Source organism: Lutibacter sp., assembly GCF_021647475.1.
GTDB lineage: Bacteria > Bacteroidota > Bacteroidia > Flavobacteriales > Flavobacteriaceae > Lutibacter.
In genome coordinates, this window is record NZ_JAKIUR010000045.1 from 1 (window position 1) to 21,617 (window position 21,617).

The 21,617-nt window shown below is 28.5% G+C and carries 25 protein-coding genes; 16 read left to right on the plus strand and 9 right to left on the minus strand.

Features of this window, described 5'->3' with window-relative positions; all coding sequences use genetic code 11:
* Positions 1-209 precede the first annotated feature (209 nt).
* On the plus strand, positions 210-545 hold the full coding sequence (locus tag L3J60_RS10500; RefSeq protein WP_291975472.1) for a DUF2853 family protein: 336 nt from the start codon (positions 210-212) through the stop codon (positions 543-545).
* Positions 546-618: 73 nt separating this feature from the next.
* Here the strand turns inward: L3J60_RS10500 and yaaA are convergent, their stop codons facing one another.
* The 5 genes from yaaA to L3J60_RS10525 all read right to left on the minus strand — a co-directional run bounded on the left by yaaA (position 619) and on the right by L3J60_RS10525 (position 4,324).
* A complete protein-coding gene (yaaA, locus tag L3J60_RS10505) occupies positions 619-1,377 on the minus strand; it encodes a peroxide stress protein YaaA (protein ID WP_291975473.1) in 759 nt (252 codons plus the stop codon).
* Between the two features lie 92 nt (positions 1,378-1,469).
* Positions 1,470-2,099, minus strand: coding sequence for a CatA-like O-acetyltransferase (locus L3J60_RS10510; protein WP_291975474.1), 630 nt, complete (start codon positions 2,097-2,099; stop codon positions 1,470-1,472).
* 1 nt (position 2,100) lies between these two features.
* A complete protein-coding gene (locus L3J60_RS10515; RefSeq protein WP_291975475.1) occupies positions 2,101-3,120 on the minus strand; it encodes an RluA family pseudouridine synthase in 1,020 nt (339 codons plus the stop codon).
* Between the two features lie 54 nt (positions 3,121-3,174).
* On the minus strand, positions 3,175-3,651 hold the full coding sequence (locus L3J60_RS10520; RefSeq protein ID WP_291975476.1) for a hypothetical protein: 477 nt from the start codon (positions 3,649-3,651) through the stop codon (positions 3,175-3,177).
* Between the two features lie 94 nt (positions 3,652-3,745).
* Positions 3,746-4,324 (minus strand): PASTA domain-containing protein, encoded by a 579-nt coding sequence (locus L3J60_RS10525; protein WP_291975477.1) that lies wholly within the window; start codon positions 4,322-4,324, stop codon positions 3,746-3,748.
* A 177-nt stretch (positions 4,325-4,501) separates the two neighbouring features.
* On the opposite strand from L3J60_RS10525, the gene L3J60_RS10530 reads away from it, so the two are divergent.
* Genes L3J60_RS10530 through L3J60_RS10540 form a run of 3 tightly spaced genes read left to right on the plus strand, consistent with a single transcriptional unit; the run spans position 4,502 to position 7,690 of the window.
* Entirely contained in the window at positions 4,502-5,479 is a 978-nt protein-coding gene (locus tag L3J60_RS10530; protein ID WP_291975478.1) for a D-alanine--D-alanine ligase, read from the plus strand.
* A 2-nt stretch (positions 5,480-5,481) separates the two neighbouring features.
* The gene (gene coaD / locus L3J60_RS10535) at positions 5,482-5,937 is read left to right on the plus strand and encodes a pantetheine-phosphate adenylyltransferase (protein WP_291975480.1); all 456 of its coding nucleotides are present in this window, start codon (positions 5,482-5,484) and stop codon (positions 5,935-5,937) included.
* Between the two features lie 7 nt (positions 5,938-5,944).
* A complete protein-coding gene (locus tag L3J60_RS10540) occupies positions 5,945-7,690 on the plus strand; it encodes a M14 family metallopeptidase (protein WP_291975481.1) in 1,746 nt (581 codons plus the stop codon).
* Positions 7,691-7,697: 7 nt separating this feature from the next.
* Here L3J60_RS10540 and lpxD read toward each other — a convergent pair whose 3' ends face one another.
* A complete protein-coding gene (gene lpxD / locus L3J60_RS10545) occupies positions 7,698-8,693 on the minus strand; it encodes a UDP-3-O-(3-hydroxymyristoyl)glucosamine N-acyltransferase (protein ID WP_291975483.1) in 996 nt (331 codons plus the stop codon).
* 184 nt (positions 8,694-8,877) lie between these two features.
* On the opposite strand from lpxD, the gene L3J60_RS10550 reads away from it, so the two are divergent.
* Together L3J60_RS10550 and L3J60_RS10555 are read left to right on the plus strand one after the other, a co-directional pair.
* The gene (locus tag L3J60_RS10550) at positions 8,878-11,244 is read left to right on the plus strand and encodes a type IA DNA topoisomerase (RefSeq protein ID WP_291975485.1); all 2,367 of its coding nucleotides are present in this window, start codon (positions 8,878-8,880) and stop codon (positions 11,242-11,244) included.
* Positions 11,231-11,812 carry a pseudouridine synthase gene (locus tag L3J60_RS10555; RefSeq protein ID WP_291975486.1) on the plus strand — a complete coding sequence of 194 codons (582 nt, stop codon included), beginning with the start codon at positions 11,231-11,233 and terminating at the stop codon, positions 11,810-11,812. Before L3J60_RS10550 ends, L3J60_RS10555 begins: the two co-directional genes overlap by 14 nt.
* Positions 11,813-11,820: 8 nt before the next feature.
* Here the strand turns inward: L3J60_RS10555 and L3J60_RS10560 are convergent, their stop codons facing one another.
* Together L3J60_RS10560 and L3J60_RS10565 are read right to left on the minus strand one after the other, a co-directional pair.
* On the minus strand, positions 11,821-13,425 hold the full coding sequence (locus L3J60_RS10560) for a SulP family inorganic anion transporter (RefSeq protein ID WP_291975487.1): 1,605 nt from the start codon (positions 13,423-13,425) through the stop codon (positions 11,821-11,823).
* 115 nt (positions 13,426-13,540) lie between these two features.
* Positions 13,541-14,122, minus strand: coding sequence for an NUDIX domain-containing protein (locus L3J60_RS10565; protein WP_291975488.1), 582 nt, complete (start codon positions 14,120-14,122; stop codon positions 13,541-13,543).
* Positions 14,123-14,129: 7 nt separating this feature from the next.
* On the opposite strand from L3J60_RS10565, the gene pyrE reads away from it, so the two are divergent.
* Together pyrE and L3J60_RS10575 are read left to right on the plus strand one after the other, a co-directional pair.
* Positions 14,130-14,771, plus strand: a complete 642-nt coding sequence (pyrE, locus tag L3J60_RS10570) for an orotate phosphoribosyltransferase (protein WP_291975489.1) — start codon at positions 14,130-14,132, stop codon at positions 14,769-14,771.
* A gap of 9 nt (positions 14,772-14,780) precedes the next feature.
* Entirely contained in the window at positions 14,781-15,170 is a 390-nt protein-coding gene (locus L3J60_RS10575; RefSeq protein WP_291975490.1) for an SRPBCC family protein, read from the plus strand.
* Positions 15,171-15,176: 6 nt separating this feature from the next.
* Here the strand turns inward: L3J60_RS10575 and L3J60_RS10580 are convergent, their stop codons facing one another.
* Positions 15,177-15,914, minus strand: a complete 738-nt coding sequence (locus L3J60_RS10580) for a biotin--[acetyl-CoA-carboxylase] ligase (RefSeq protein WP_291975491.1) — start codon at positions 15,912-15,914, stop codon at positions 15,177-15,179.
* A gap of 86 nt (positions 15,915-16,000) precedes the next feature.
* Here L3J60_RS10580 and rsfS point away from each other — a divergent pair, with 86 nt between their 5' ends.
* From rsfS to L3J60_RS10620, 8 genes are all read left to right on the plus strand, one after another.
* On the plus strand, positions 16,001-16,372 hold the full coding sequence (rsfS, locus tag L3J60_RS10585; RefSeq protein ID WP_291975492.1) for a ribosome silencing factor: 372 nt from the start codon (positions 16,001-16,003) through the stop codon (positions 16,370-16,372).
* 29 nt (positions 16,373-16,401) lie between these two features.
* Positions 16,402-18,375, plus strand: a complete 1,974-nt coding sequence (gene ftsH, locus L3J60_RS10590; protein WP_291975493.1) for an ATP-dependent zinc metalloprotease FtsH — start codon at positions 16,402-16,404, stop codon at positions 18,373-18,375.
* 35 nt (positions 18,376-18,410) lie between these two features.
* Positions 18,411-18,998, plus strand: coding sequence for an LUD domain-containing protein (locus L3J60_RS10595; protein WP_291975494.1), 588 nt, complete (start codon positions 18,411-18,413; stop codon positions 18,996-18,998).
* Between the two features lie 3 nt (positions 18,999-19,001).
* Positions 19,002-19,817: a phosphatidate cytidylyltransferase gene (locus L3J60_RS10600; RefSeq protein ID WP_291975495.1), complete on the plus strand. Its 816-nt coding sequence runs from the start codon at positions 19,002-19,004 to the stop codon at positions 19,815-19,817.
* Positions 19,818-19,821: 4 nt separating this feature from the next.
* Positions 19,822-20,472: a phosphatidylserine decarboxylase family protein gene (locus L3J60_RS10605; RefSeq protein WP_291975496.1), complete on the plus strand. Its 651-nt coding sequence runs from the start codon at positions 19,822-19,824 to the stop codon at positions 20,470-20,472.
* A gap of 18 nt (positions 20,473-20,490) precedes the next feature.
* Positions 20,491-20,751 carry an acyl-CoA-binding protein gene (locus L3J60_RS10610; protein ID WP_291975497.1) on the plus strand — a complete coding sequence of 87 codons (261 nt, stop codon included), beginning with the start codon at positions 20,491-20,493 and terminating at the stop codon, positions 20,749-20,751.
* Positions 20,752-20,761: 10 nt separating this feature from the next.
* Complete coding sequence (locus L3J60_RS10615) at positions 20,762-21,373, plus strand: YceI family protein (RefSeq protein WP_291975499.1); 612 nt, start codon at positions 20,762-20,764, stop codon at positions 21,371-21,373.
* A gap of 55 nt (positions 21,374-21,428) precedes the next feature.
* Positions 21,429-21,617 (plus strand): transposase (locus L3J60_RS10620; protein ID WP_291975500.1); only part of this gene is annotated, 189 nt, incomplete at its 3' end.

The following is a 21,617-nucleotide window of genomic DNA, read 5'->3' on the forward strand; positions in this document are numbered from 1 at the left end:
TACTTGATGTCATTGATGTAAATTATTGATTATCAGTATAATATACAAATAATTAATAACTTTGACAACTATAAATCAACTGATTATCTAGCTTTTATCAAAGAAAAAGTGTGAGTTTGCCCTGAAACTAATTACTAATAATTTAATTTTAAAGATATTTTTTTATATATTTGGGTATACTATTATTAAAAATAAAAAAAATTCAACTTATGAGTAAATTCGATGAAAAAGTAGTGCTATACCAAGGTGCTATGAAAGATTTAGGAATTAGCTTTAATGCTGATTTATTAACCAAAGTAACAAAAGGTTTAGGTCCTTCAATCTACAAAAAAGATGCTGAAACTGTATCTGGTTCTGATGCAAAAGAATTAGCAACTGTAAAAAACAACTTTTTAATGAAGAAATTAGGCTTATCTGATGGTCCAAAATTAGATAGTGCTATTGAAAAAGTGATGGAAAAAATGGGAAAATCTAATCGTAATAAATACAGAGCAATTGTATATTATTTATTAGTTAAAGAATTAGGTCAAGAATCTAAATATTAATCAATTACCATTCTTACTAAATTAAAACCCACAATAATATTGTGGGTTTTTTAATTTTAAGTAAATTTCTGACTTACCTAGTAAAAACCAATTCTGTTTCTGTAGAAAGTGAATTGTCAAAAGCATAACCTTCTAAATTAAATCCTTTTAAACGCTCAATGGTTTCAATGGAATTATCAAGAATATAACGTACCATTAATCCTCTTGCCTTTTTGGCGAAAAAACTTATTATTTTTAATTTTCCATTTTTATAATCTTTAAAAACTGGAGTAATTACTGGAACTTTTAACGACTTTGGTTTTATAACTTTAAAATATTCCTTACTTGCCAAATTTACAAATAATTCATTGTCTGCCAGTTCTTCATTTAACGTTCTGGTAATTGATTCATCCCAAAATTGATATAAATTATCTTTTGCTCCTATTTTTAATTTAGTTCCCATTTCTAAACGATAAGGCTGCATTAAATCTAACGGTTTTAAAATGCCATATTGCCCAGAAAGTATTCTAAGTTTTTGTTGAAGTTCATTAATTTTATTTTCTTGAATTGTATAAGCATCTAATCCAATATAAACATCGCCTTTAAAAGCAAATATTGCCTGTTTAGCATTTTTTAGTGTAAATGGTAATTGCCAATTTTGATTTCGTTGCCAATTTAATTCACTTAATTTTGGGGAAATATGCATTAATTCACCTAATTTTTTAGGAGATTTATTTTTTAACACCGCATTTAATTTTTCAGCTTCATTTAAAAAAATTCCATTGGTAAATTTTTTAGTGGGTGCTGGTGTTTTAAAATCCAAAGATTTTGCAGGTGATATTACTATTTTCATTTATTATTATTTTAAGCATCCTAAAATTACAACTAATTAATTATAGATATATTTTTTTCAATACTATCTTATTATTGTAAAATAACTAAAACTTATTTTAGATCGTTTATAACCTGTTGCATTTTATTGAATAATAAAGCTACGTGATATCCATCCATTAAAGCATGACTTACTTCAACGGAAAATGGTATTTTTTTGATTTGATTTTCTTCAAATAATTTTCCAAAAATTATTTTTGGAATTCCTTTTTTAGCTTCATCTCCTTTTCTGGCATGTTTAATACCTGTAAAAGAAATCCAAGGTAAAGTGGAACAATGTACCAAATCTAACATTTCTTCTTTGGGTTTAAATACAATTCCTTTTTTATGATTTTCTATAACTTCTTTACCTGATTTATCAAATTTAAAAATTGAAGAACTTTGGCGATAATAGCAGAATGAAAAGGTATTATCTTCATTTAAAATTGTTGAACCAATATGTACTTTTTCAAAAACAACAACCTTATTATTTTTAATTCTTAATCTAAATGCTTCTATTTCATTCATGCTTTTCAATGCCACATATATACATGCTAATGAAAAGGATAAATTATTCTTTTTACAAAAATTATAAAGATTGGTAACTTCTATATTGGCAGTTATATTAAAAAAAGGATCTTCATACGTTTTAAAAAATTCAAATTGTGTTTTTCTATTCCAATTATCGATATCAAATTCTTTCATTTTAATATTTTTGATGAATGGTATAACTTCTCCATTTTTCAAAACACTGTTGCATATCTAGAGGAATTTCAGAATTAAATTGCATAAATTCTTTAGTAGTTGGATGTTCAAAACCTAACGTTTTAGCGTGCAATGCTTGGCGTGGTAATATTTTAAAACAATTATCTACAAATTGTTTGTATTTTGTAAAGGTGGTTCCTTTTAAAATTTCATTTCCTCCATAGCGTTCATCATTAAAAAGTGTGTGACCAATATGTTTAAAATGAGCTCTAATTTGGTGTGTTCTACCCGTTTCTAATTTACACTGAACCAAGGTAACATAACTGAATCTCTCAATTACTTTATAATGCGTTACTGCATGCTTACCAAATTCGCCATTTGGGAAAACAGACATTTGTAACCTATTTTTTAAACTTCTACCTATATTTCCTTCAATAGTACCTTCATCTTCATCTAAATTTCCCCAAACTAACGCATAATACAATCGTTCTGTAGTTCGGTTAAAAAATTGTTTAGACAAATGAGCCATCGCAAATTCAGTTTTTGCAACTACTAAAAGTCCACTAGTATCTTTATCTATTCTATGCACTAATCCCGGGCGTTCATTAGCATTATTAGGTAAGTTTTCAATATGATAAATTAAACCATTTACCAAAGTACCACTGTAATTACCATGACCTGGGTGCACTACCATTCCGGCAGGTTTATTTACCACCAACACTTGGTCATCTTCAAATATAATATCTAAAGGAATGTTTTCTGCAACCAATAAATTTTCATGTGGTGGATGTGCTAAAACTACACGAACTACATCATTAGCTTTAACTTTATAATTAGGTTTTACTGAAACATCATTCACTAAAACATTGCCAGCTTTTGCAGCCTGCTGAATTTTATTTCGAGTAGCGTTTTCAATAAAATTCATTAAAAATTTATCAACTCTTAAAGGTTCTTGTCCTTCACTAGCCACATATTTAAAATGTTCATATAACTCTTCTTTTTCAATTTCTTCATCAATCATATACAGCAGTTTTAAAATTAATAGCTATTTTAGTTTAAATGTATGTATAAAACATTATTGCTTAAAAGTTGAATGGCATTTGACACAGTAATTCATTGTGTTAGATAATGCCTCTAATGATTTATTTTTATCTTTATTTTTAAAAATTTCACTCATTTTATCAGCACTTTTATGAAAATTTAAACCTAAATTTTCAAATTGTTTATTTCCAAAAGAGGCACACATTAATTTCATTTCGGTGGTTGAGCCTAATTTTACATAAGCAATTTTAGAGGCTTCATTATATTTTTCTTGAGAAAGAAGCCCTATTATATTTTGTATAGCTTCTAAATGGCTTCTCATATTTTTTAACTGATGATTTTTTTGCATAGCGTTTAATTTCAAAGGAATTCGTTTGTCATTAACCTGCGTCATATTTTCCATGTTTTTTGAAACAACGGCTACTTCTTTCTTCTTTTTCACGTTTTCATTACAGGAAAATGTGAATATTCCTACCATTGTTAAAATCAGTAATAATACTATTTTTTTCATATTTTTATTTATCTTAAAGTTCTTTATTTTTACACTTTCACACAACATTTGTTTTGTTGCGTTACGTTATTAAATTTTCTCTTTGTTGTTCTAATTAATAGTTTGGTTTATAACTTCCTGAGCCTCTTCCATCTCCTAGTTTTAATGTAATCACAGAATTCTTTGGTATTTCTACTCCTGCTTTTAAATCCTTTCCTTTATATTTTAATCCTCTAACCACATCTTTTGCAATATCTGAAACTCGAATTTCATTTTTACTAATTCTAAATCCTAATGCTAATAAATGTGCCGTAGCTTGTCGCTTAGTTTTTCCATATAAATTAGGTATTGGAATACTTTTATAACCTGAAGGATTAAGTGTTAAATATATTTTTCGATTTTCTTTTACAAAATCACCTACATCAGGAGATTGATCAATTACCGAGTTTTTAGGATAATCAGGGTTATAACTGGCAGAATCTAGCACTACCATTTTTAAATCAATTTCATTTAAAGTATGTTTAACTTTAATTAAACTCATTTTTTTCAAATTTGGAACTTCTATTTTTTGATTATGGTGCGTAGTGATATTTAGCCATTTTTGTAAGGCAAAAAACAATAAAACCAAACCAACAACAGCAATAATTAATTGTGTAAAAAAAACTTTGGATTTTAAAAATTTTATAAAATTCATAGGTGTATTTTTATAATGGACAAAGATACTTTATTAATAACAAGTTACAAACCAATTAAAAGTTGTTTGATTAACAACTATTTTACACCCTGCAAAAATCAATAGTATTTTAAACTTTAAACTATTTTACTTTAAACTTTAAATATGTAAGTTTGTAATACACGTTAATAACAGTAAATGAAAAAAAATATTGCCATAATTATGGGAGGATATTCTTCTGAAGCTAACATTTCATTAAAAAGTGGCGAAGTTGTTTATCAAAATATTTCTAAAGAAAAATACAATACATACAAAATCCATATTCTTAAAAATAAATGGGTTTTAGTTGATGATAATAACCAAGAATATTCAATAAATAAACACGATTTTTCGGCAACTATCAATCAAAAAAAAATAGATTTTGATTGCGTTTTTAATGCAATTCACGGTCATCCTGGTGAAGATGGAACTATTTTAGCTTATTTTAAATTACTTGGAATTAAACACACTTCTGCTCCTTTCTACCAAATGGCACTTACTTTTAATAAACGTGATTGTTTAAGTGTATTAAAAAAATATGGAGTTAAAACGGCTACTTCAGTTTATCTAAATAAAGGTGAAACTATAAATGTATCCGAAATTATTACAGCTGTTGGTTTACCTTGTTTTGTAAAACCTAACAATGCAGGTTCTAGTTTTGGAATTTCAAAAGTAAAAACTGAGGAAAAATTAATTCCTGCTATTGAAAAAGCATTTAAAGAAGATACCGAAATACTTATTGAAGAATTTTTAGATGGTTCAGAAATTACCATTAGCGTATTAAATTATAAAGGTGAAATTAAAGTTTTACCTATGACGGAAATTGTTACAGAAAATGATTTTTTTGATTATGAAGCCAAATATTTAGGGAAATCAGAAGAAATAACTCCGGCTCGTATTTCTGATGAAATTCATCAGAAATTAGAAATTCTTGCTAAAAAAGTTTATCAAAAATTAAATATTTCAGGAATTTCTCGTTCAGAATATATTTTAGTAAATAATGAACCTTATTTTTTAGAAATGAATACGGTTCCTGGTTTAACAACCAAAAGTTTAATTCCGCAACAAGCTGCTAAAGCAGGAATAACTTTACAAAATCTTTTTCATAATGCCATTGAAATGGCTTTAAACAACTAACTATGAAACGCACTATTTTCCCAGGATCCTTTGATCCAATAACTTTAGGTCACGTTGATATTATTAATAGAGCATTGCCCCTATTTGATGAAATTATAATTGCTATTGGTATAAATGCCGATAAAAAATATATGTTTCCGTTAGAAAAACGCAAACAATTTATCAATGAAACTTTTGCAAATGAACCTAAAATTAAAGTGGAAACCTACACAGGATTAACTATTGAATATTGCAAACAAAAAAATATAGATTTTATTTTAAGAGGATTAAGAAACCCTGCCGATTTTGAATTTGAAAAAGCTATCGCTCAGACTAACAGAAAATTAGCTCCTATAGAAACTGTGTTTTTATTAACCTCTGCAGACACTTCATATATAAGTTCAAGCATTGTTAGAGATATTTTAAGAAATAATGGAAATATTGATGGATTTGTACCAAAAAGTGTAATTAATAATTAATTTTTTTATGAAATATTGGTTTTTTATTTTTGCTTTAATTGCAATTTCTTGTTCAAAAACAGATACAAAAACAGCTGAAAATTTTACTACTAAATTTGAAAAATCTAAAGGAACTGAAACTGCAACTTATTTAGAAACTATCGCTTTTTATAAAAAACTCGCAGCTGCATATCCTCAAATTACTATTCAGGAAATTGGCGAAACCGATAGCGGTTATCCGCTTCATCTCATCTTATTTAATACCGATAAAAACTTCAATATAAACCAACTAAAAAATAGTACTAAAAATATTATCTTTATAAATAATGGTATTCACCCAGGCGAGTCTGATGGTATTGATGCAAGTATGCTTTTATTGCGTAATTTAGTTCAAAGTCCTGAAAAAATTAAAAAACTAAAATCTATAATCTTAGCTATCATTCCAGTATATAATGTTGGCGGAGCATTAAATAGAAACAGTTACTCAAGGGTTAATCAAAATGGACCTAAAGAATATGGTTTTAGAGGAAATGCCAGAAATTATGATTTAAATAGAGATTTTATAAAGGCCGACACTAAAAATGCACAATCTTTTGCTAAGATTTTCACTTCATTAAATCCTGATGTTTTTATTGATACTCATGTAAGTAACGGTGCTGATTATCAATATAGTATTACTCATTTATTTACACAACACAACAAATTAGGAAATGATTTAGGGACGTTTATTGAATATAAAATGAAACCTGCCATTGTAAATTCCTTACATCTGAAAAATATATTAATTACACCTTATGTTAATGTCTGTGGAAAAACTCCTGAAAATGGTTTTAGCCAATTTTTTGATTCTCCAAGATATTCAACAGGTTATACAACTTTATTCAATACTTTAGGTTTAATGGTAGAAACTCATATGCTAAAACCTTATAAAATTCGTGTTGAACAAACCTACAGTTTACTTAATTCCGTTATAAAATTCACCATAAAAAACGGAACAAAAATAAAAGAGCTCCGTAAAAAAGCAGTGCAAAACATCTTGAAAAACAAAACATATCCTATTAATTATCAATTAGATAAGTCTAATTTTACTGTATTTCAATTTAAAGGATTTGAAGGAAAAATTATCCCAAGTAAAGTAACCACTGGAAAACGATTATTTTATGATGAAACAAAACCTTATACAAAACCAATACCTTATTACAATCAATTTAAACCAACTAAATATATTAACATTCCAAAAGCATACATATTAAAAAATGGCTGGTGGAGAGTATTAAATCGATTAAAAGAAAATCATATTAATTATACTGTTTTTGAAAAAGATACTACCATAAATGTAGTAGTACAGCATATTAAAAGCTTTAAAACTAATCCAAAAGTTTTTGAAGGTCATTATATGCATTATCAAACAGAAACTACCCAAACAAATCAAAAAGTTAAATTCTTTAAAAATGATATTTACATTCCAGTAAATCAATCAGGAGCACGGTATTTATTTGAAACTTTAGAAGGTTCTGCAACCGATTCTTTTTTTAATTGGAATTATTTTGATACAATTCTTCAACAAAAAGAAGGATATTCTCCTTATGTTTTTGAAGATATTGCTGAACAATGTTTAAAAGAAAATCCTACTTTAAAAAAAGCTTTAAAATCAAAAATAAAATCTGATACAGCCTTTGCCAATAACCCAAAAGCTCAATTAGATTTTGTGTATAAAAACTCACCTTATTATGAACCTGCACATCTAAAATTGCCTATTTATAAAGTTTACTAGTACAACATTAATTTTTTTTAGCCAATTTTCTTAGAGCTACCCATTGCCTAAACATATCTCTAGATTCGGTTGCAGGATAACCAACAACTGTTTTACCAGCTGCAACATCACTCATAACACCAGAACCACCACCAACTACAGCTCTAGAACCAATGGTAAGATGATCTTTTATAGATGAACTTCCACCAATAATAACCCCATCACCCAAAGTGACCGAACCTGCCAAACCACTACTCCCCGCCATAATACAAGAACGTCCTAAAACACAATTATGTGCAATTTGCACTAAGTTATCTATCTTACATCCATCACCAATTATTGTTGAACTAAATTTTGCCCTATCTACGGCAGAATTAGCACCTATTTCAACTTCATTACCAATTATTACATTACCTATATGAGGGATTTTTACCAATCCGCTACCATCTTCACTTGGTCTATACCCAAACCCGTCTGCTCCAATACTTACATTATTTTGAAAAATACAAAGACTCCCAATTTCACAGCGTTCTCTAATTACTGTTCCTGACCAGATAACGGTATGGTTTCCTATCTTGGTTTCATCAAAAATAGTAACGTTAGGATATAAAATTACTCCATCACCCAAAATAACATCTTTTCCCACATAACAGTTTGCTCCAATTTTACATCTATCTCCAATTTGTACAGTTTCATGAATTACAGCAGTTGGATGTACCTCTTCCTCTAAATAAGGAGAATATGGATTAAAAGCTTCCAATAATTTCGCCATTGCTAAATCTGCATTTTTCACCTTTATCAAAGCACGATTTTCTTCTGGTTCAATTTTTAAGTTTTCATTTACTATGGCTGCACAAGCTTTAGATGTTTTCCATAAATGCACATATTTTCTATTTCCAATAAAACTAATTTGATTTTGGGTTGCTTTTTCTAATTGCTCTGGACCTGAAATTTTCTGATTGGTATTTCCTACTAGCTCTCCTCCTATAATTGCATTAATTTCTTGAATTGTAAATGATTTCATTAAGTATATGTTGTTTTATTTAATTGAAAATATCTTTTATAAATATATACTAAATTTATAGCATAGGCTATTCCTACTTATTTAATTAAACTACTTTTGTTTACAATAAAGTTATAATTAAATGCACTTTCTCTTTATTTAATACAAAAATCCGTATTTTTCAAAACTCAAAAATTCATTAAACGTGAAAGTATGTATTGCTGAAAAGCCAAGTGTTGCCCGAGAAATTGCTACTGTTTTAGGAGCAAATACAAAACGTGATGGTTATTTTGAAGGCAATGGATATGCCGTTACTTATACTTTCGGACATTTATGTACCTTGTTTGAACCTAACGATTACAAACCGCATTGGAAAAGTTGGAATTTAAATAATTTACCCATGCTCCCTGAAAAGTTTGAAACAAAAGTAGTTGATAATCAGGGAATTCAAAAACAATTTAATATTGTAAAAAGTTTGTTTGATAAAGCTGATGTTATCATAAATTGCGGTGATGCAGGACAAGAAGGAGAATTAATTCAGCGCTGGGTAATAAATCAAGCCGGTTATAAAGGCGAAGTACAACGCTTGTGGATTTCTTCCTTAACTACAGAAGCCATAAAAGAAGGTTTTCAAAATTTAAAACCTTCAAAAGAATACGATAATTTATATTACGCAGGTTTTTCAAGAGCTATTGGAGATTGGCTTTTAGGAATGAATGCAACCAGATTATACACCTTAAAACACGGCGGTTATAAACAACTTTTATCCGTTGGAAGAGTTCAAACGCCAACGTTGGCAATGCTGGTAAATCGATTTAAGGAAATTGAAAATTTTAAACCTCAACCTTATTGGGAATTGCAGACAAAATATAGAGCTACGCTTTTTAATTGTGAAGCAGGTCGATTTTTAGAAAAAGCTGAAGGAGAACAATTTGCTGAAAAAGTTAAGGAAAGTGATTTTGAAATTGTTTCCACAACTAAAAAAGCAGGAAAAGAATATGCTCCCAAATTGTTTGATTTAACCGGATTGCAAGTATATTGCAATAATAAATTTAGTTTTACTGCAGATGAAACCTTAAAAATTGTTCAAAAATTATATGAACAAAAAGTAGTAACTTATCCAAGGGTTGACACCACCTTTTTACCAAATGATGTTTATCCAAAAGTTGCTGGAATATTAAAAAAATTAACCAATTACAGTACCTTTACTCAATCCCTTTTATCTAAGAAAATAAAAAAATCGAGTAAAGTTTTTAACGATAAAAAAGTAACCGATCACCACGCTATTATTCCTACAGGAATTCAAATTAAATTGCAATATGCACAACAACAAGTTTATGACATTATTACAAAACACTTTATTGCTGTTTTTTATGATGATTGTAAAGTTGCTAATACCACTGTTATTGGAAAAGCCTCGGATGTAACCTTTAAAACCACAGGAAAAGAAATACTAGAAAAAGGTTGGCGAGTCGTTTTTGATACTTCTACTCCGCTCAGTGCAGGTTCTTCCACCCCGCTCAGCAACACAAAATTAGAAGAAAAAATAGAAAAAGGAATTTTACCAACATTTATAAAAGGCGAAAAAGGACCTCATGAACCTTCGTTTTTAGAAAAAGAAACCAAACCACCTAATCAGTTTTCCGAAGCTACACTTTTACGTGCTATGGAAACCGCAGGCAAACAGGTTGATGATGATGAGATGCGTGAATTAATGAAAGAAAATGGCATTGGCAGACCTTCAACTAGGGCAAATATTATTGAAACACTGTTTAAACGAAAATACATTCAGCGTAAAAAAAAGCAACTTTTACCTACGCCAACCGGAATTCAACTTATTGATACCATTCAAAACAAATTATTAAAATCGGCAGAGTTAACTGGTCAATGGGAAAAAAGGCTGAAAGAAATTGAACAAGGAACATTTAATGCAGGAACTTTTATAAAAAACATGAAAAAAATGGTAGATAATTTGGTTTATGAGGTTCGTTCTGAAACTAGAAGAGCTAATATTTCTGCTGTAAATTCATCAAAAACAATTTCTACCAAATTAAAACCTAAAAAAACAAGTAAAATAACGTTGCAAAAATGTCCGAAATGTAATTCTGGAACAATCCTTAAAGGAAAAACAGCTTATGGTTGCAGTGATTATAAGAATGGTTGTGATTTTAGACTTCCTTTTAGTTTTATGGATAAAAAAATATCAGAAAATCAATATTTACGCTTATTGCAAAAAGGTTGTACGGTTAATTTAAAAGGATTCAAAAGAGGAACTGATAAAGTTGACGGATTGCTTAGAGTTGATGAAAATTTTCAATTAAAATTAGAAGAAAAGAAATCTAGCAAGCATGAGATTCCTGCCTACGCAGGAATGACAGGGAAAATTCCAGAATCTATAATTTGTCCAAAATGTAAAAAAGGAACTATTTTAAAAGGGAAATCTGCCTATGGTTGTAGCAATTATAAAAATGGTTGTGATTTTATTTTTAGTTTTGATGATATCAGAAAAAAGGCAAAAGGTAAAACACTTACTAAAGAACTCGTTTATGCTATTTTAAATGGAACAGACTAAACATCAACACTTTATTTTATTTAAACCTTATGGATATTTAAGTCAGTTTGTAAATAATCAAACTCGGCGAAAAAATAAAAAAATGTTGGGTGAATTATATGCTTTTCCAAAAAATACTATGGCAATTGGTAGATTAGATGAACATTCCGAAGGATTATTATTATTTACTACCGATGGAAAAACAAGTGAATTTATAAGAAGTACCAAGGTAGAAAAAGAGTATTATGCACAAGTTGATGGATTAATTACTTCAGAAGCTGTTGAAAAATTAAAAAATGGTGTGGAAATTGGTTTTGAAGGAATTAAATACACAACAAAAAAATGTAAAACTTTTAAAATAGAAGAACCACATAATTTACCCAAAAGATCAAAAAAAATAAGAGATGAACGCCACGGACCAACAAGTTGGGTTTCTATAACTTTAACCGAAGGAAAATTTAGACAAGTTCGAAAAATGACTGCTGCCGTTGGTTTTCCAACCTTACGATTGATAAGAGTTAGCATTGGAAATATACATCTTTCAAAGATGCAACCTAGAGCTGTTATTGAAGTAAACAATTTTATGTAGATAGAACATCAATTAAAAATTTCTGGATTTTCAACCACGTGATAACGTGGATCATCAATATCATTAATAATTACTTTTTCAAATTTAGGACTGCTTTTTTTAAGTAACATTTTACATTCTTCACTTAAATGTTTTAATTTAATTACTTTACCAGCTTCTTCATATTTTTCCACTAAATTGAATACAGATTCAATAGCAGAATGATCGCTAATTCTTGATTCTATAAAATCTATTTCAATATTATTAGGATCATTTTTTATATCAAATTTTTCATTAAACGCAGCAATCGATCCAAAAAATAAAGGTCCCCAAATTTCATAAACTTTTGTGCCATCTTCTCTAATCGTTTTTCTTGCTCTAATTCTTTTTGCATTTTCCCAAGAAAATACCAATGCACCGACAATAACTCCAGCCAAAACAGCAATTGCTAAATCAAAAATAACGGTTAAAACTGAAACTAATAGTAAAACAAATAAATCAGCTTTTGGAATTTTGTTAATAATTCTAAAACTACTCCAAGCAAAAGTACCAATTACTACCATAAACATTACACCAACTAAGGCTGCAATTGGAACTTTTTCAATATAAGAAGAACCAAAAAGAATAAATAAAAGCAACATTACTGAAGCAACAATACCTGATAATCTTCCTCTACCACCACCTTTAATATTTATAATAGATTGACCAATCATAGCACAACCACCCATTCCACCAAATAAACCTGTAATTATATTTGCACTTCCTTGTGCTATACATTCCTTATTTCCATTTCCACGCGTTTCAGTCAAATCATCAATTAAATTTAAAGTCATTAGTGATTCAATTAATCCTATAGCTGCTAAAATTAAGGCATACGGAAAAATAAAAACTAACGTATTTATAGTTAAAGGAATTTTTGAAAAAGTCTCTAATTTTAAAGTTGGTAATCCGCCTTTTAATCCTACTCCGCCTCCATCTTTAATAAAAGAGCCAACCGTTGAAATATCAAAATGAGCTAAAATTGCTATTGTACTAACCACTAAAATTGCAATTAACGCTTCAGGAAACTTTCTGGTTTGTTTAATTTTAGGTAAACCCCACATTATTAACATGGTTAAAGCTACTAATCCTATCATTAAGTATAATTGGTTTCCTTGTAACCATACTTTTTCTCCATCAACAGTTTTTTTAAACATTCCTAATTGAGAAATAAAAATAACAATTGCTAAACCATTCACAAATCCCATCATTACAGGATGTGGAATTAATCGCACAAACTTCCCAAGCTTTAAAACTCCAGCAAAAATTTGAAAAATTCCCATTAAAATTACCGTAGCAAATAAATAATACAATCCTAAATGTTCAGAAGGATTTCCCATAGCATTTCCTTGAGCAACTAAAGCAACCATAACTACAGCCAACGAACCTGTTGCACCAGAAATCATTCCAGGTCTTCCACCAAAAATAGAAGTTATAAAACCAACCATAAAAGCTGCATATAACCCAACTAACGGATCAACTCCTGCAACAAAAGCAAAAGCTACTGCTTCAGGTACTAAAGCTAAAGCCACAGTAATTCCAGAAAAAACATCATTTCTTATATTGGAAGCTCGCTTTTGAATAAATTCAGTCATAGTATTTTATTTACAAAAAGCGGCAAAGATAGCGTAATTATCTCAATTGAAAATGAAGAAATTTAAAAGGAAAATTTAACTAGAAACTAATTTATTATCAATATAATATAGGAGTTTAAAAAAGTAATTTAATATTTTCGTAAGTATTTGTAAGTGCTAATTTTAAGGAGGATTTATTTTTAAAAACAACTTCAGTAATACCTTCTTCAACTTGTGGTTTTAATTTGCCATCATAATCTGTTTTCATTAAAAACCAATACGTTATTTTTAAAATGGTTTTACTTTTTCTTTTAAATATATGGTATGTTGTTTGCAATTCCTTTTCAATTAATAAATGGCCAATTCCACATTCCTCTTTAACTTCCCTAATGGCACATTCTTTAATAGATTCTCCTTTTTCTAATTTCCCTTTTGGTAAATCCCATTTATTAAAACGATAAATAAAAAGCACTCCATTTTTAGCATTTAATACTTTGCCTCCTGCCGCTTTTTGAATTTTAAATTCAGATTGAAATAAATTCCAACACTCTTCAATATTATCACATAGTAAACAAATACCTGTTAATTTATCATTAAAAAGAGTTTCGACAATCTTGATAACTTCATTTTTATCAAAAAAAATTTTTTGATAGATTGTTGAAATGTTTTGATTATCCGTTAAAATAATTGGAGAATCGTTTACAAAAACTTTATACATTTGTAGCATGATTAATTACAAAGATACTGCAAAAAAAACCGCAGAATTACTATTACAAATTAAAGCCATAAAATTACAAACTAAAAATCCATTTATTTGGGCTTCTGGATGGAATTCACCTATTTATTGCGATAATAGAATCACATTATCCTATCCTAAAATTAGAAATTATTTACGTGAAAATTTAGCACGTATTATTGAAGAAGAATATGGAAAACCTGATGTTATTGCAGGTGTTGCTACAGGTGCAATTGCTATTGGAATGTTAGTTGCTCAGCAATTAAATGTTCCATTTATTTATGTGCGTCCTGAACCTAAAAAACATGGAAGAAAAAATCAAGTAGAAGGATTATTGGAACCCAACAAAACTATTGTGGTTGTTGAAGATTTAATTAGCACTGGTAAAAGTAGTTTAAATGCAGTAACAGCTTTAAAAGCTGAAGGAGCAAATGTAAAAGGAATGGTTGCCATATTTTCATATGGATTTGAAATTGCTACTACAAACTTTGAAAAAGCTAATGTTGCTTTAAAAACCTTAAGTAATTATGATTATTTATTAGAACAATCTTTAGAAAGTAATTATATTTCTGAAAAAGAATTAGAAACATTAAAAAATTGGAGAATTAACCCAAGTAATTGGAAACCTTAACAAAACACCATGCAATTAGAAAGTAAAAAATCAATCATTAAAAAATCTCAAAAAGATTTTTATCAGTTTTTAACCAATTTAGAAAACTTTAAACAATTAATGCCAGAAAACATTAATAAATTTGAAGTTGATGGCGATTCCTTTATATTTAGCTTAAAAGGAATGCCCGAAATACGATTGGTAATGAAAGAAAAAAAAGAATTTGACCAACTTGTTTTTGGTGCTGCCAGTAGCAAATTAAATTTTACATTAACCACTAAAATAAATGCTATTGACAATAACAGTTGTGAATCTCAATTATTATTTGATGGCGATTTTAACCCAATGATGGCTATGATGGTTAAAGGTCCACTTCAAAAATTTATAGATACTTTAGCGGAGAATTCATCTAAATTATAATAGCATTTAACTATTCGTAAATGTAATTTCCTTTAAGTTAAATTTACGAATAGTTTTATTTTTAGCCAGTAGTTCCAATTTTCCATCTTCATCTACGCCTATTATTTTACCTATAAAATTATTTTTATTTATATCTATAAAATTTAAGTTGATTTTATAACCGTACAATTCTTTTAAATAGTTATCTTTTAATAGCTTAAGCTTTTTTTCTTTAAGCAACAAAAATTGAGATTGTATATTTTTTATTAACTGTTTTAATAATAAATCTTTATCTGTTTTTTTCTTTGATAAATTTATTAAAGAAGTTACATTTTTAAGCGGATTTGAAAATTCTGTTTGGTTAACATTTAAACCTATACCAATTACTGCTTGACTTATATTGATTCCTCTAAAAGTGTTTTCAATTAAAATTCCCGCAACTTTGTCCCTTTCTGCCAATATGTCGTTTGGCCATTTAATCTTAAATTTGATATCAAATTGATTATTTAATGTAGCAATTATTCCTAAAGAAACAGCCATACTTATATAAAATCTATGCGTAATTAATAGCTCTTCAAAATTAACTAACACACTGAATATTAAATTTTTACCTTTGCTTGATTCCCAAGTTGTTCCCATTTGTCCTCTTCCATTTATCTGGTATTCTGTACTAACAACGGTAAAATTGCTTAACTTCTTTTCTGCACTTAGTTCTTTTAGATAAGAATTTGTAGAATCAATGGCATTAAGTTTGATTATGTACATTTAGTTTAATAATTTTAGCAAAGTTACTTAAAACAAAAAATATCCTAAAAAAATATGATAACTTTGCAAAAAACTAATAAAATTTAATGACAAAAAGAAATGCAAGTGCTGATACGTTAATTGCAACAATATTAAAAGCAATAGACGAAATTAAAGGAGTAGATACTCAATTATTAGATTTAAGAGAAATTGAAAACACAGTTTGTGACTATTTTATAATTTGTTCTGGAACTTCCAATACTCATGTTAATTCCATTTCAGGAATGATACAAAAAAAAGTTGGAAAACTGGCAAAAGAAAAACCTTGGCATGTAGAAGGTGAAGGAAATGCTGAATGGATTTTATTAGATTATATAAATGTTGTAGTACATGTTTTTCAAAAACAAACTCGTGAATTCTATGACATTGAAAGTTTATGGGGAGATGCTAAAATAACTTCAATTGCATCTAATAATTAATAATTAAGTTACAACTTTAAGAAAAAAACATGGCTAACAATAATAAAAAATCACCATTAAATAAAAATATTAAAGCTCCTAAATTTAATTTTTATTGGATTTATGGTATCATTTTCGTTCTTATTTTGGGGTATCAATTTTTAAACAGTGGAAATTTATCTACAAAAAAGTTAAGTGAAAATGAATTTAGAACCATTTTAAAGGATAATGATATTTCTAAAATTGAAATTGTTAATAAAGATATTGCAGATATCTACATCAAAGCGAAATCTTTAGACAAAGAAAAATTCAAAAAAGATAAAAATTCTTTTTACAATAGTTCAATGCCTTTATACTCTTATGATTTTGGAGATTTACAAAATTTTGAAAAGGGACTTAACACTGCACGAACTGCAGATAATTTAGATTTTGATACTCGTAATGTTGAAAAAACTAATTTCTTAGATCAAATTTTTGTGTACTTACCATTTATATTCTTAATTGGCTTATGGATTTATTTTATGCGTCGAATGTCTGGTGGTGCTGGTGGTGGTGGCGGACAAATATTTAGTATTGGAAAATCAAAAGCTAAGTTATTTGATAAAGACCAAGAAGTAAAAACGTCCTTTAAAGATGTTGCTGGTTTAGAAGGTGCAAAAGAAGAAGTGCAAGAAATTGTTGACTTTCTAAAAAATCCAGGGAAATATACATCGTTAGGAGGTAAAATACCAAAAGGAGCGTTACTTGTTGGTCCTCCAGGAACTGGTAAAACCTTATTAGCAAAAGCGGTTGCTGGTGAAGCTCATGTTCCATTTTTCTCACTTTCAGGTTCAGATTTTGTTGAAATGTTTGTAGGTGTTGGAGCATCTCGTGTAAGAGATTTATTTAAACAAGCACAACAAAAAGCTCCTTCAATTATATTTATTGATGAAATTGATGCTGTTGGACGATCTCGTGGTAAAAACAATATGACAGGCGGCAACGATGAACGAGAAAACACTTTAAATCAACTACTTACAGAAATGGATGGTTTTGGAACGGATAGCAATGTTATAGTAATTGCTGCAACAAACCGTGCAGATATATTGGATAAAGCACTTTTACGTGCCGGTCGTTTTGATCGTCAAATTTATGTTGATTTACCAGATTTAAGAGAACGTAAAGCCATTTTTAAAGTACACATTAAACCTCTTAAAATGCATAAGGATGTTGATTTAGATTTTCTTGCTCAACAAACTCCTGGATTTTCAGGTGCTGACATTGCCAATTTGTGTAATGAGGCGGCTTTAATTGCTGCAAGAAAAGCTAAAAAAGCTGTTCATCATCAAGATTTTTTAGATGCTGTGGATAGAATTGTTGGCGGTTTAGAAAAGAAAAACAAAATAATTTCTCCAAAAGAGAAAAAAACCATTGCATACCATGAAGCTGGTCATGCAACAGCAAGTTGGATGCTTGAACATGCAGCTCCATTAGTAAAAGTTACTATTGTACCTCGTGGTCAATCATTAGGTGCTGCTTGGTATTTACCCGAAGAACGTCAAATAGTACAATCTGAACAAATGTTAGACGAAATGTGTGCCACATTAGCTGGCAGAGCATCTGAACAATTAATGTTTAATAAAATATCAACAGGTGCATTAAATGATTTGGAAAAAGTAACCAAACAAGCCCGTGCTATGGTAGCCGTTTATGGATTAAATAAAAAAGTTGGAAATTTAACTTATTATGATTCTTCAGGGCAATCTGATTACACTTTTACTAAGCCATATAGCGAAAAAACTGCACAAATAATTGATGAAGAAATTTCTAAAATTATTGAAACTCAATACCTAAGAGCTCTTGATATTCTTAGTAAAAACAAAGATAAGTTAACTATTTTAGCCGAACTACTTCTAGAAAAAGAAGTTATCTTTAAAAAAGATTTAGAAACCATTTTTGGAAAACGTCCTTTTGAAGCAGATGAACTACCAAAAGAAGTTCCTGTAAAAGATGAAAAAACTGACGAAACTGCCAATAATTCATAAGTTTTTTATAATTTTGAATTTATTCAAATTTAATAATGAGTCTATTCAAAAAGTTTTTTAGTTCATCAAAAAGTAAAGAAGAAATTAAGCCTGATATAGCTATTGAGCAAAAATCATTAGATCAACTTTTTGTTCATAATTTCATAAAAAATAATGGTAAATTTTTATACTGTACTTCAATAAAAGATGTTGTTGAAAATTTAGCAAATATTGTTAGTGAAAATTCTTGGAATACCTTAATTTGTGATGACAGAGATTTACTAAAATTAATGAAAACTGTGCCTGTTAAAACTACCACAGATTTTAATAAAAATGAACCTGTTTTTATTGGTTGTGAACATCTAATTGCTGAAAATGGAAGTATATTATTGTCATCCAATCAATTAAAAGATAGAAAAATTTCGGAATTATCCGATAATTTTATTGTATATGCAACTACTAGTCAACTTGTTAAATCCAAAGGGGAAAGTTTAACAGGTATAAAAACAAGGTATTATGGAAATATTCCAAGTAATATTAGTGCAATTAAAAATTACAATCTCAATTTATCTAATGACGATTTTTTAAATTATGGAAATACCAATGCAAAAAACTTATATTTGTTATTGTTTGAAGATTTATAGTATATGAAAAACCTATCTAGCCGGATTTTATCTGGAATTATATTTGTTAGCATTCTTATTTTCTCCATATTATTCAGCAAAATTTCATTCATTATATTATTTTATATTTTAATGATTTTATGTTTATTTGAGTTTGTGAGAATGATAAAATTAAATAGCATCTTTCCATATATTATAGGAACCTTACTTTTTATTTTTAGCAACATTTTAAATGTAGAAGATGTACCAGCAAAAACTATATTTGAATATGTGGGCGTTGCTTTATTTTTAACCATATTTATATCTTTTGCTTCCATTTTATTTGCAAAAAAGGAAGAAGTTATTAGTCATCTAGGTAAAATATTTTTATCTATAATTTATATAGTCATTCCTTTTTCATTAATGGTACAAATTCCTTTTTTAAATTCCTCTTTTAACTACGCAAGCACAATCATTTTGGGCGTTTTTATCTTAATTTGGACTAATGATTCTTTCGCCTTTTTAATTGGTTCTAATTTTGGAAAACACAAATTATTAAAACGGATATCGCCAAACAAAACTATTGAAGGTTTTATAGGTGGAATGGTATTTACATTTATTGTAAGCCTGCTTCTAAGCAAACAATTTAGTTCACTTTCTCAAGTAGAATGGATAGTAATTGCAGGAATTGTTAGTACCTTTGGTGTATTAGGCGATTTAATAGAATCTATGTTTAAAAGACAGGCTGGAGTAAAAGACAGTAGTAATTTTATTCCAGGTCATGGAGGTTTTTTAGATAGATTTGATAGTGTTATATTTGCTGCTCCTTTTATATTTATTTATTTACAATTAGTTCAATAAAACCATGTTCCATAAAGAAGGATATAAAATATTGCTAACTGCTACCTTTATTTTAGGTATTGGAATTATTCTTATTGATAAATTTATTAATGATTTATGGACAAACAAAGTAATTTCATTTATTTTGTTGCTTTGTTATATTGCTATTTTACAATTTTTCAGAAATCCTAAAAGAAAAACTATAATTAATGATAATCAAATTATTGCTCCTGTTGATGGAAAAGTAGTAGTAATTGAAGAAGTTTTTGAAAAAGAATATTTTAAGGATAAAAGATTGCAAATCTCCATTTTTATGTCCCCTTTAAATGTACATGTTACTCGTTATCCTATTAGTGGAAAAGTAATTTATAGTAAATATCACTCTGGTAAGTACTTGGTAGCTTGGCATCCAAAATCTTCCGAAGAAAATGAGCGAACATCAATTGTTATAAACACTTCCAACTTTGGTGAAATCATGTATCGCCAAATTGCCGGAGCCATGGCAAGAAGAATTGTAAACTATGCAACTACAAATTTAGAAGTTACACAAGGTGAAGATTGCGGTTTTATAAAGTTTGGCTCACGCGTAGATGTCTTTCTTCCAATAAACACTAAAGTAAATGTTAAATTGAATGAAAAAGTTAAAGGAGGAGAACAAATAATTGCATTTAAATAATTTTGTACTTTTACAACAATGGGAAAAGAGTTAGAAAAATCATTTAATGAAGCGTACTCAGTTGCAAGTAACACAAATAAAAAGTTACCTCCTGATATAATGTTACACCTTTATGCTTATTATAAACAAGCCACTAAAGGAAATAATTATATTCAACCATCTGGAAATATAAAATTAAGAAATGCATTTAAAATAAATGCATGGTTGCAATTAAGTAATTTATCTGAAGATAAAGCAAAACAAGAATATATAAATATTGTAAACAAACATTTAAAATAACTAAATAATCATGAAAAACAGAAATATTTTAGGCTTATTCCTTTTGACAGCTTTAACACTTAGCTCATGTAAAAAAACAAAAAAAACAGTAGTAAAAAAAGCTACAAAAAGTTACACTATTGATGCCAAAACAACTACTATTAATTGGATTGCTTATAAAACAACAGATAAAGTTCCCGTTAAAGGAAAATTTACAAAAATTACTTTAAATCAAGAAAAAGCAGCTACACCAATTGAAGCTTTAAATTCAGTTAAATTTAGTATTCCTGTTGCGAGTATTTTTACTAAAGATACTATTAGAGATGCTAAATTAGTTAAATTCTTTTTTGAAAAAATGATAAATACAAACAATATTACTGGTTCATTTGATTTAAAAAATGATAATACAGGTTCGTTACTTTTAACTATGAATGGTATTACAAAACAACTACCTGTTACTTTTGTAATAAAGGATCAATTAGTAACTATAGATGGCACCTTAAATTTAGATAATTGGCAAGCTCAAGCTGCATTAAGTGCTTTAAATATTGCCTGTAAAGATTTACATACTGGTAAAGATGGTATTTCAAAAACTTGGAGCGAAGTCAAAATTGAGGCTACAACTTACCTTAAAGTTGAATAAATTTATTGAGTTAGTCATTTAGTTACCGTATATTTATCTCTTTAAACAAAGAGATATGGAACAATTTAAAGGGCAATATATACTAAACTTTATAAAAGAACTACCAAATGATGATGCTTGTAAAGCCTATTTAGCTAAAATAAAGTGGCAAGATGGTTTTACTTGTAGTAAATGTGGAGGTACAAAAGGTTGTGAGAAGTCAGGATATAATTACCATTGTTATGCTTGTGATCATGTAGAAAGT

Excerpts from the sequence above, each read along its gene's own strand:
- L3J60_RS10565 (WP_291975488.1), bottom strand. The coding sequence starts at position 14,122 with ATGTATAAAGTTTTTGTAAACGATTCTCCAATTATTTTAACGGATAAT.
- L3J60_RS10515 (WP_291975475.1), bottom strand. The coding sequence starts at position 3,120 with ATGATTGATGAAGAAATTGAAAAAGAAGAGTTATATGAACATTTTAAA.
- L3J60_RS10540 (WP_291975481.1), top strand. The coding sequence starts at position 5,945 with ATGAAATATTGGTTTTTTATTTTTGCTTTAATTGCAATTTCTTGTTCA.
- lpxD (WP_291975483.1), bottom strand. The coding sequence starts at position 8,693 with ATGAAATCATTTACAATTCAAGAAATTAATGCAATTATAGGAGGAGAG.
- L3J60_RS10580 (WP_291975491.1), bottom strand. The coding sequence starts at position 15,914 with ATGTACATAATCAAACTTAATGCCATTGATTCTACAAATTCTTATCTA.
- L3J60_RS10510 (WP_291975474.1), bottom strand. The coding sequence starts at position 2,099 with ATGAAAGAATTTGATATCGATAATTGGAATAGAAAAACACAATTTGAA.
- L3J60_RS10525 (WP_291975477.1), bottom strand. The coding sequence starts at position 4,324 with ATGAATTTTATAAAATTTTTAAAATCCAAAGTTTTTTTTACACAATTA.
- L3J60_RS10610 (WP_291975497.1), top strand. The coding sequence starts at position 20,491 with ATGGGAAAAGAGTTAGAAAAATCATTTAATGAAGCGTACTCAGTTGCA.
- L3J60_RS10600 (WP_291975495.1), top strand. The coding sequence starts at position 19,002 with ATGAAAAACCTATCTAGCCGGATTTTATCTGGAATTATATTTGTTAGC.
- rsfS (WP_291975492.1), top strand. The coding sequence starts at position 16,001 with ATGACAAAAAGAAATGCAAGTGCTGATACGTTAATTGCAACAATATTA.
- ftsH (WP_291975493.1), top strand. The coding sequence starts at position 16,402 with ATGGCTAACAATAATAAAAAATCACCATTAAATAAAAATATTAAAGCT.
- L3J60_RS10530 (WP_291975478.1), top strand. The coding sequence starts at position 4,502 with ATGAAAAAAAATATTGCCATAATTATGGGAGGATATTCTTCTGAAGCT.
- L3J60_RS10615 (WP_291975499.1), top strand. The coding sequence starts at position 20,762 with ATGAAAAACAGAAATATTTTAGGCTTATTCCTTTTGACAGCTTTAACA.
- L3J60_RS10500 (WP_291975472.1), top strand. The coding sequence starts at position 210 with ATGAGTAAATTCGATGAAAAAGTAGTGCTATACCAAGGTGCTATGAAA.
- L3J60_RS10560 (WP_291975487.1), bottom strand. The coding sequence starts at position 13,425 with ATGACTGAATTTATTCAAAAGCGAGCTTCCAATATAAGAAATGATGTT.
- yaaA (WP_291975473.1), bottom strand. The coding sequence starts at position 1,377 with ATGAAAATAGTAATATCACCTGCAAAATCTTTGGATTTTAAAACACCA.
- pyrE (WP_291975489.1), top strand. The coding sequence starts at position 14,130 with ATGATTAATTACAAAGATACTGCAAAAAAAACCGCAGAATTACTATTA.
- L3J60_RS10575 (WP_291975490.1), top strand. The coding sequence starts at position 14,781 with ATGCAATTAGAAAGTAAAAAATCAATCATTAAAAAATCTCAAAAAGAT.
- coaD (WP_291975480.1), top strand. The coding sequence starts at position 5,482 with ATGAAACGCACTATTTTCCCAGGATCCTTTGATCCAATAACTTTAGGT.
- L3J60_RS10605 (WP_291975496.1), top strand. The coding sequence starts at position 19,822 with ATGTTCCATAAAGAAGGATATAAAATATTGCTAACTGCTACCTTTATT.
- L3J60_RS10595 (WP_291975494.1), top strand. The coding sequence starts at position 18,411 with ATGAGTCTATTCAAAAAGTTTTTTAGTTCATCAAAAAGTAAAGAAGAA.
- L3J60_RS10555 (WP_291975486.1), top strand. The coding sequence starts at position 11,231 with ATGGAACAGACTAAACATCAACACTTTATTTTATTTAAACCTTATGGA.
- L3J60_RS10520 (WP_291975476.1), bottom strand. The coding sequence starts at position 3,651 with ATGAAAAAAATAGTATTATTACTGATTTTAACAATGGTAGGAATATTC.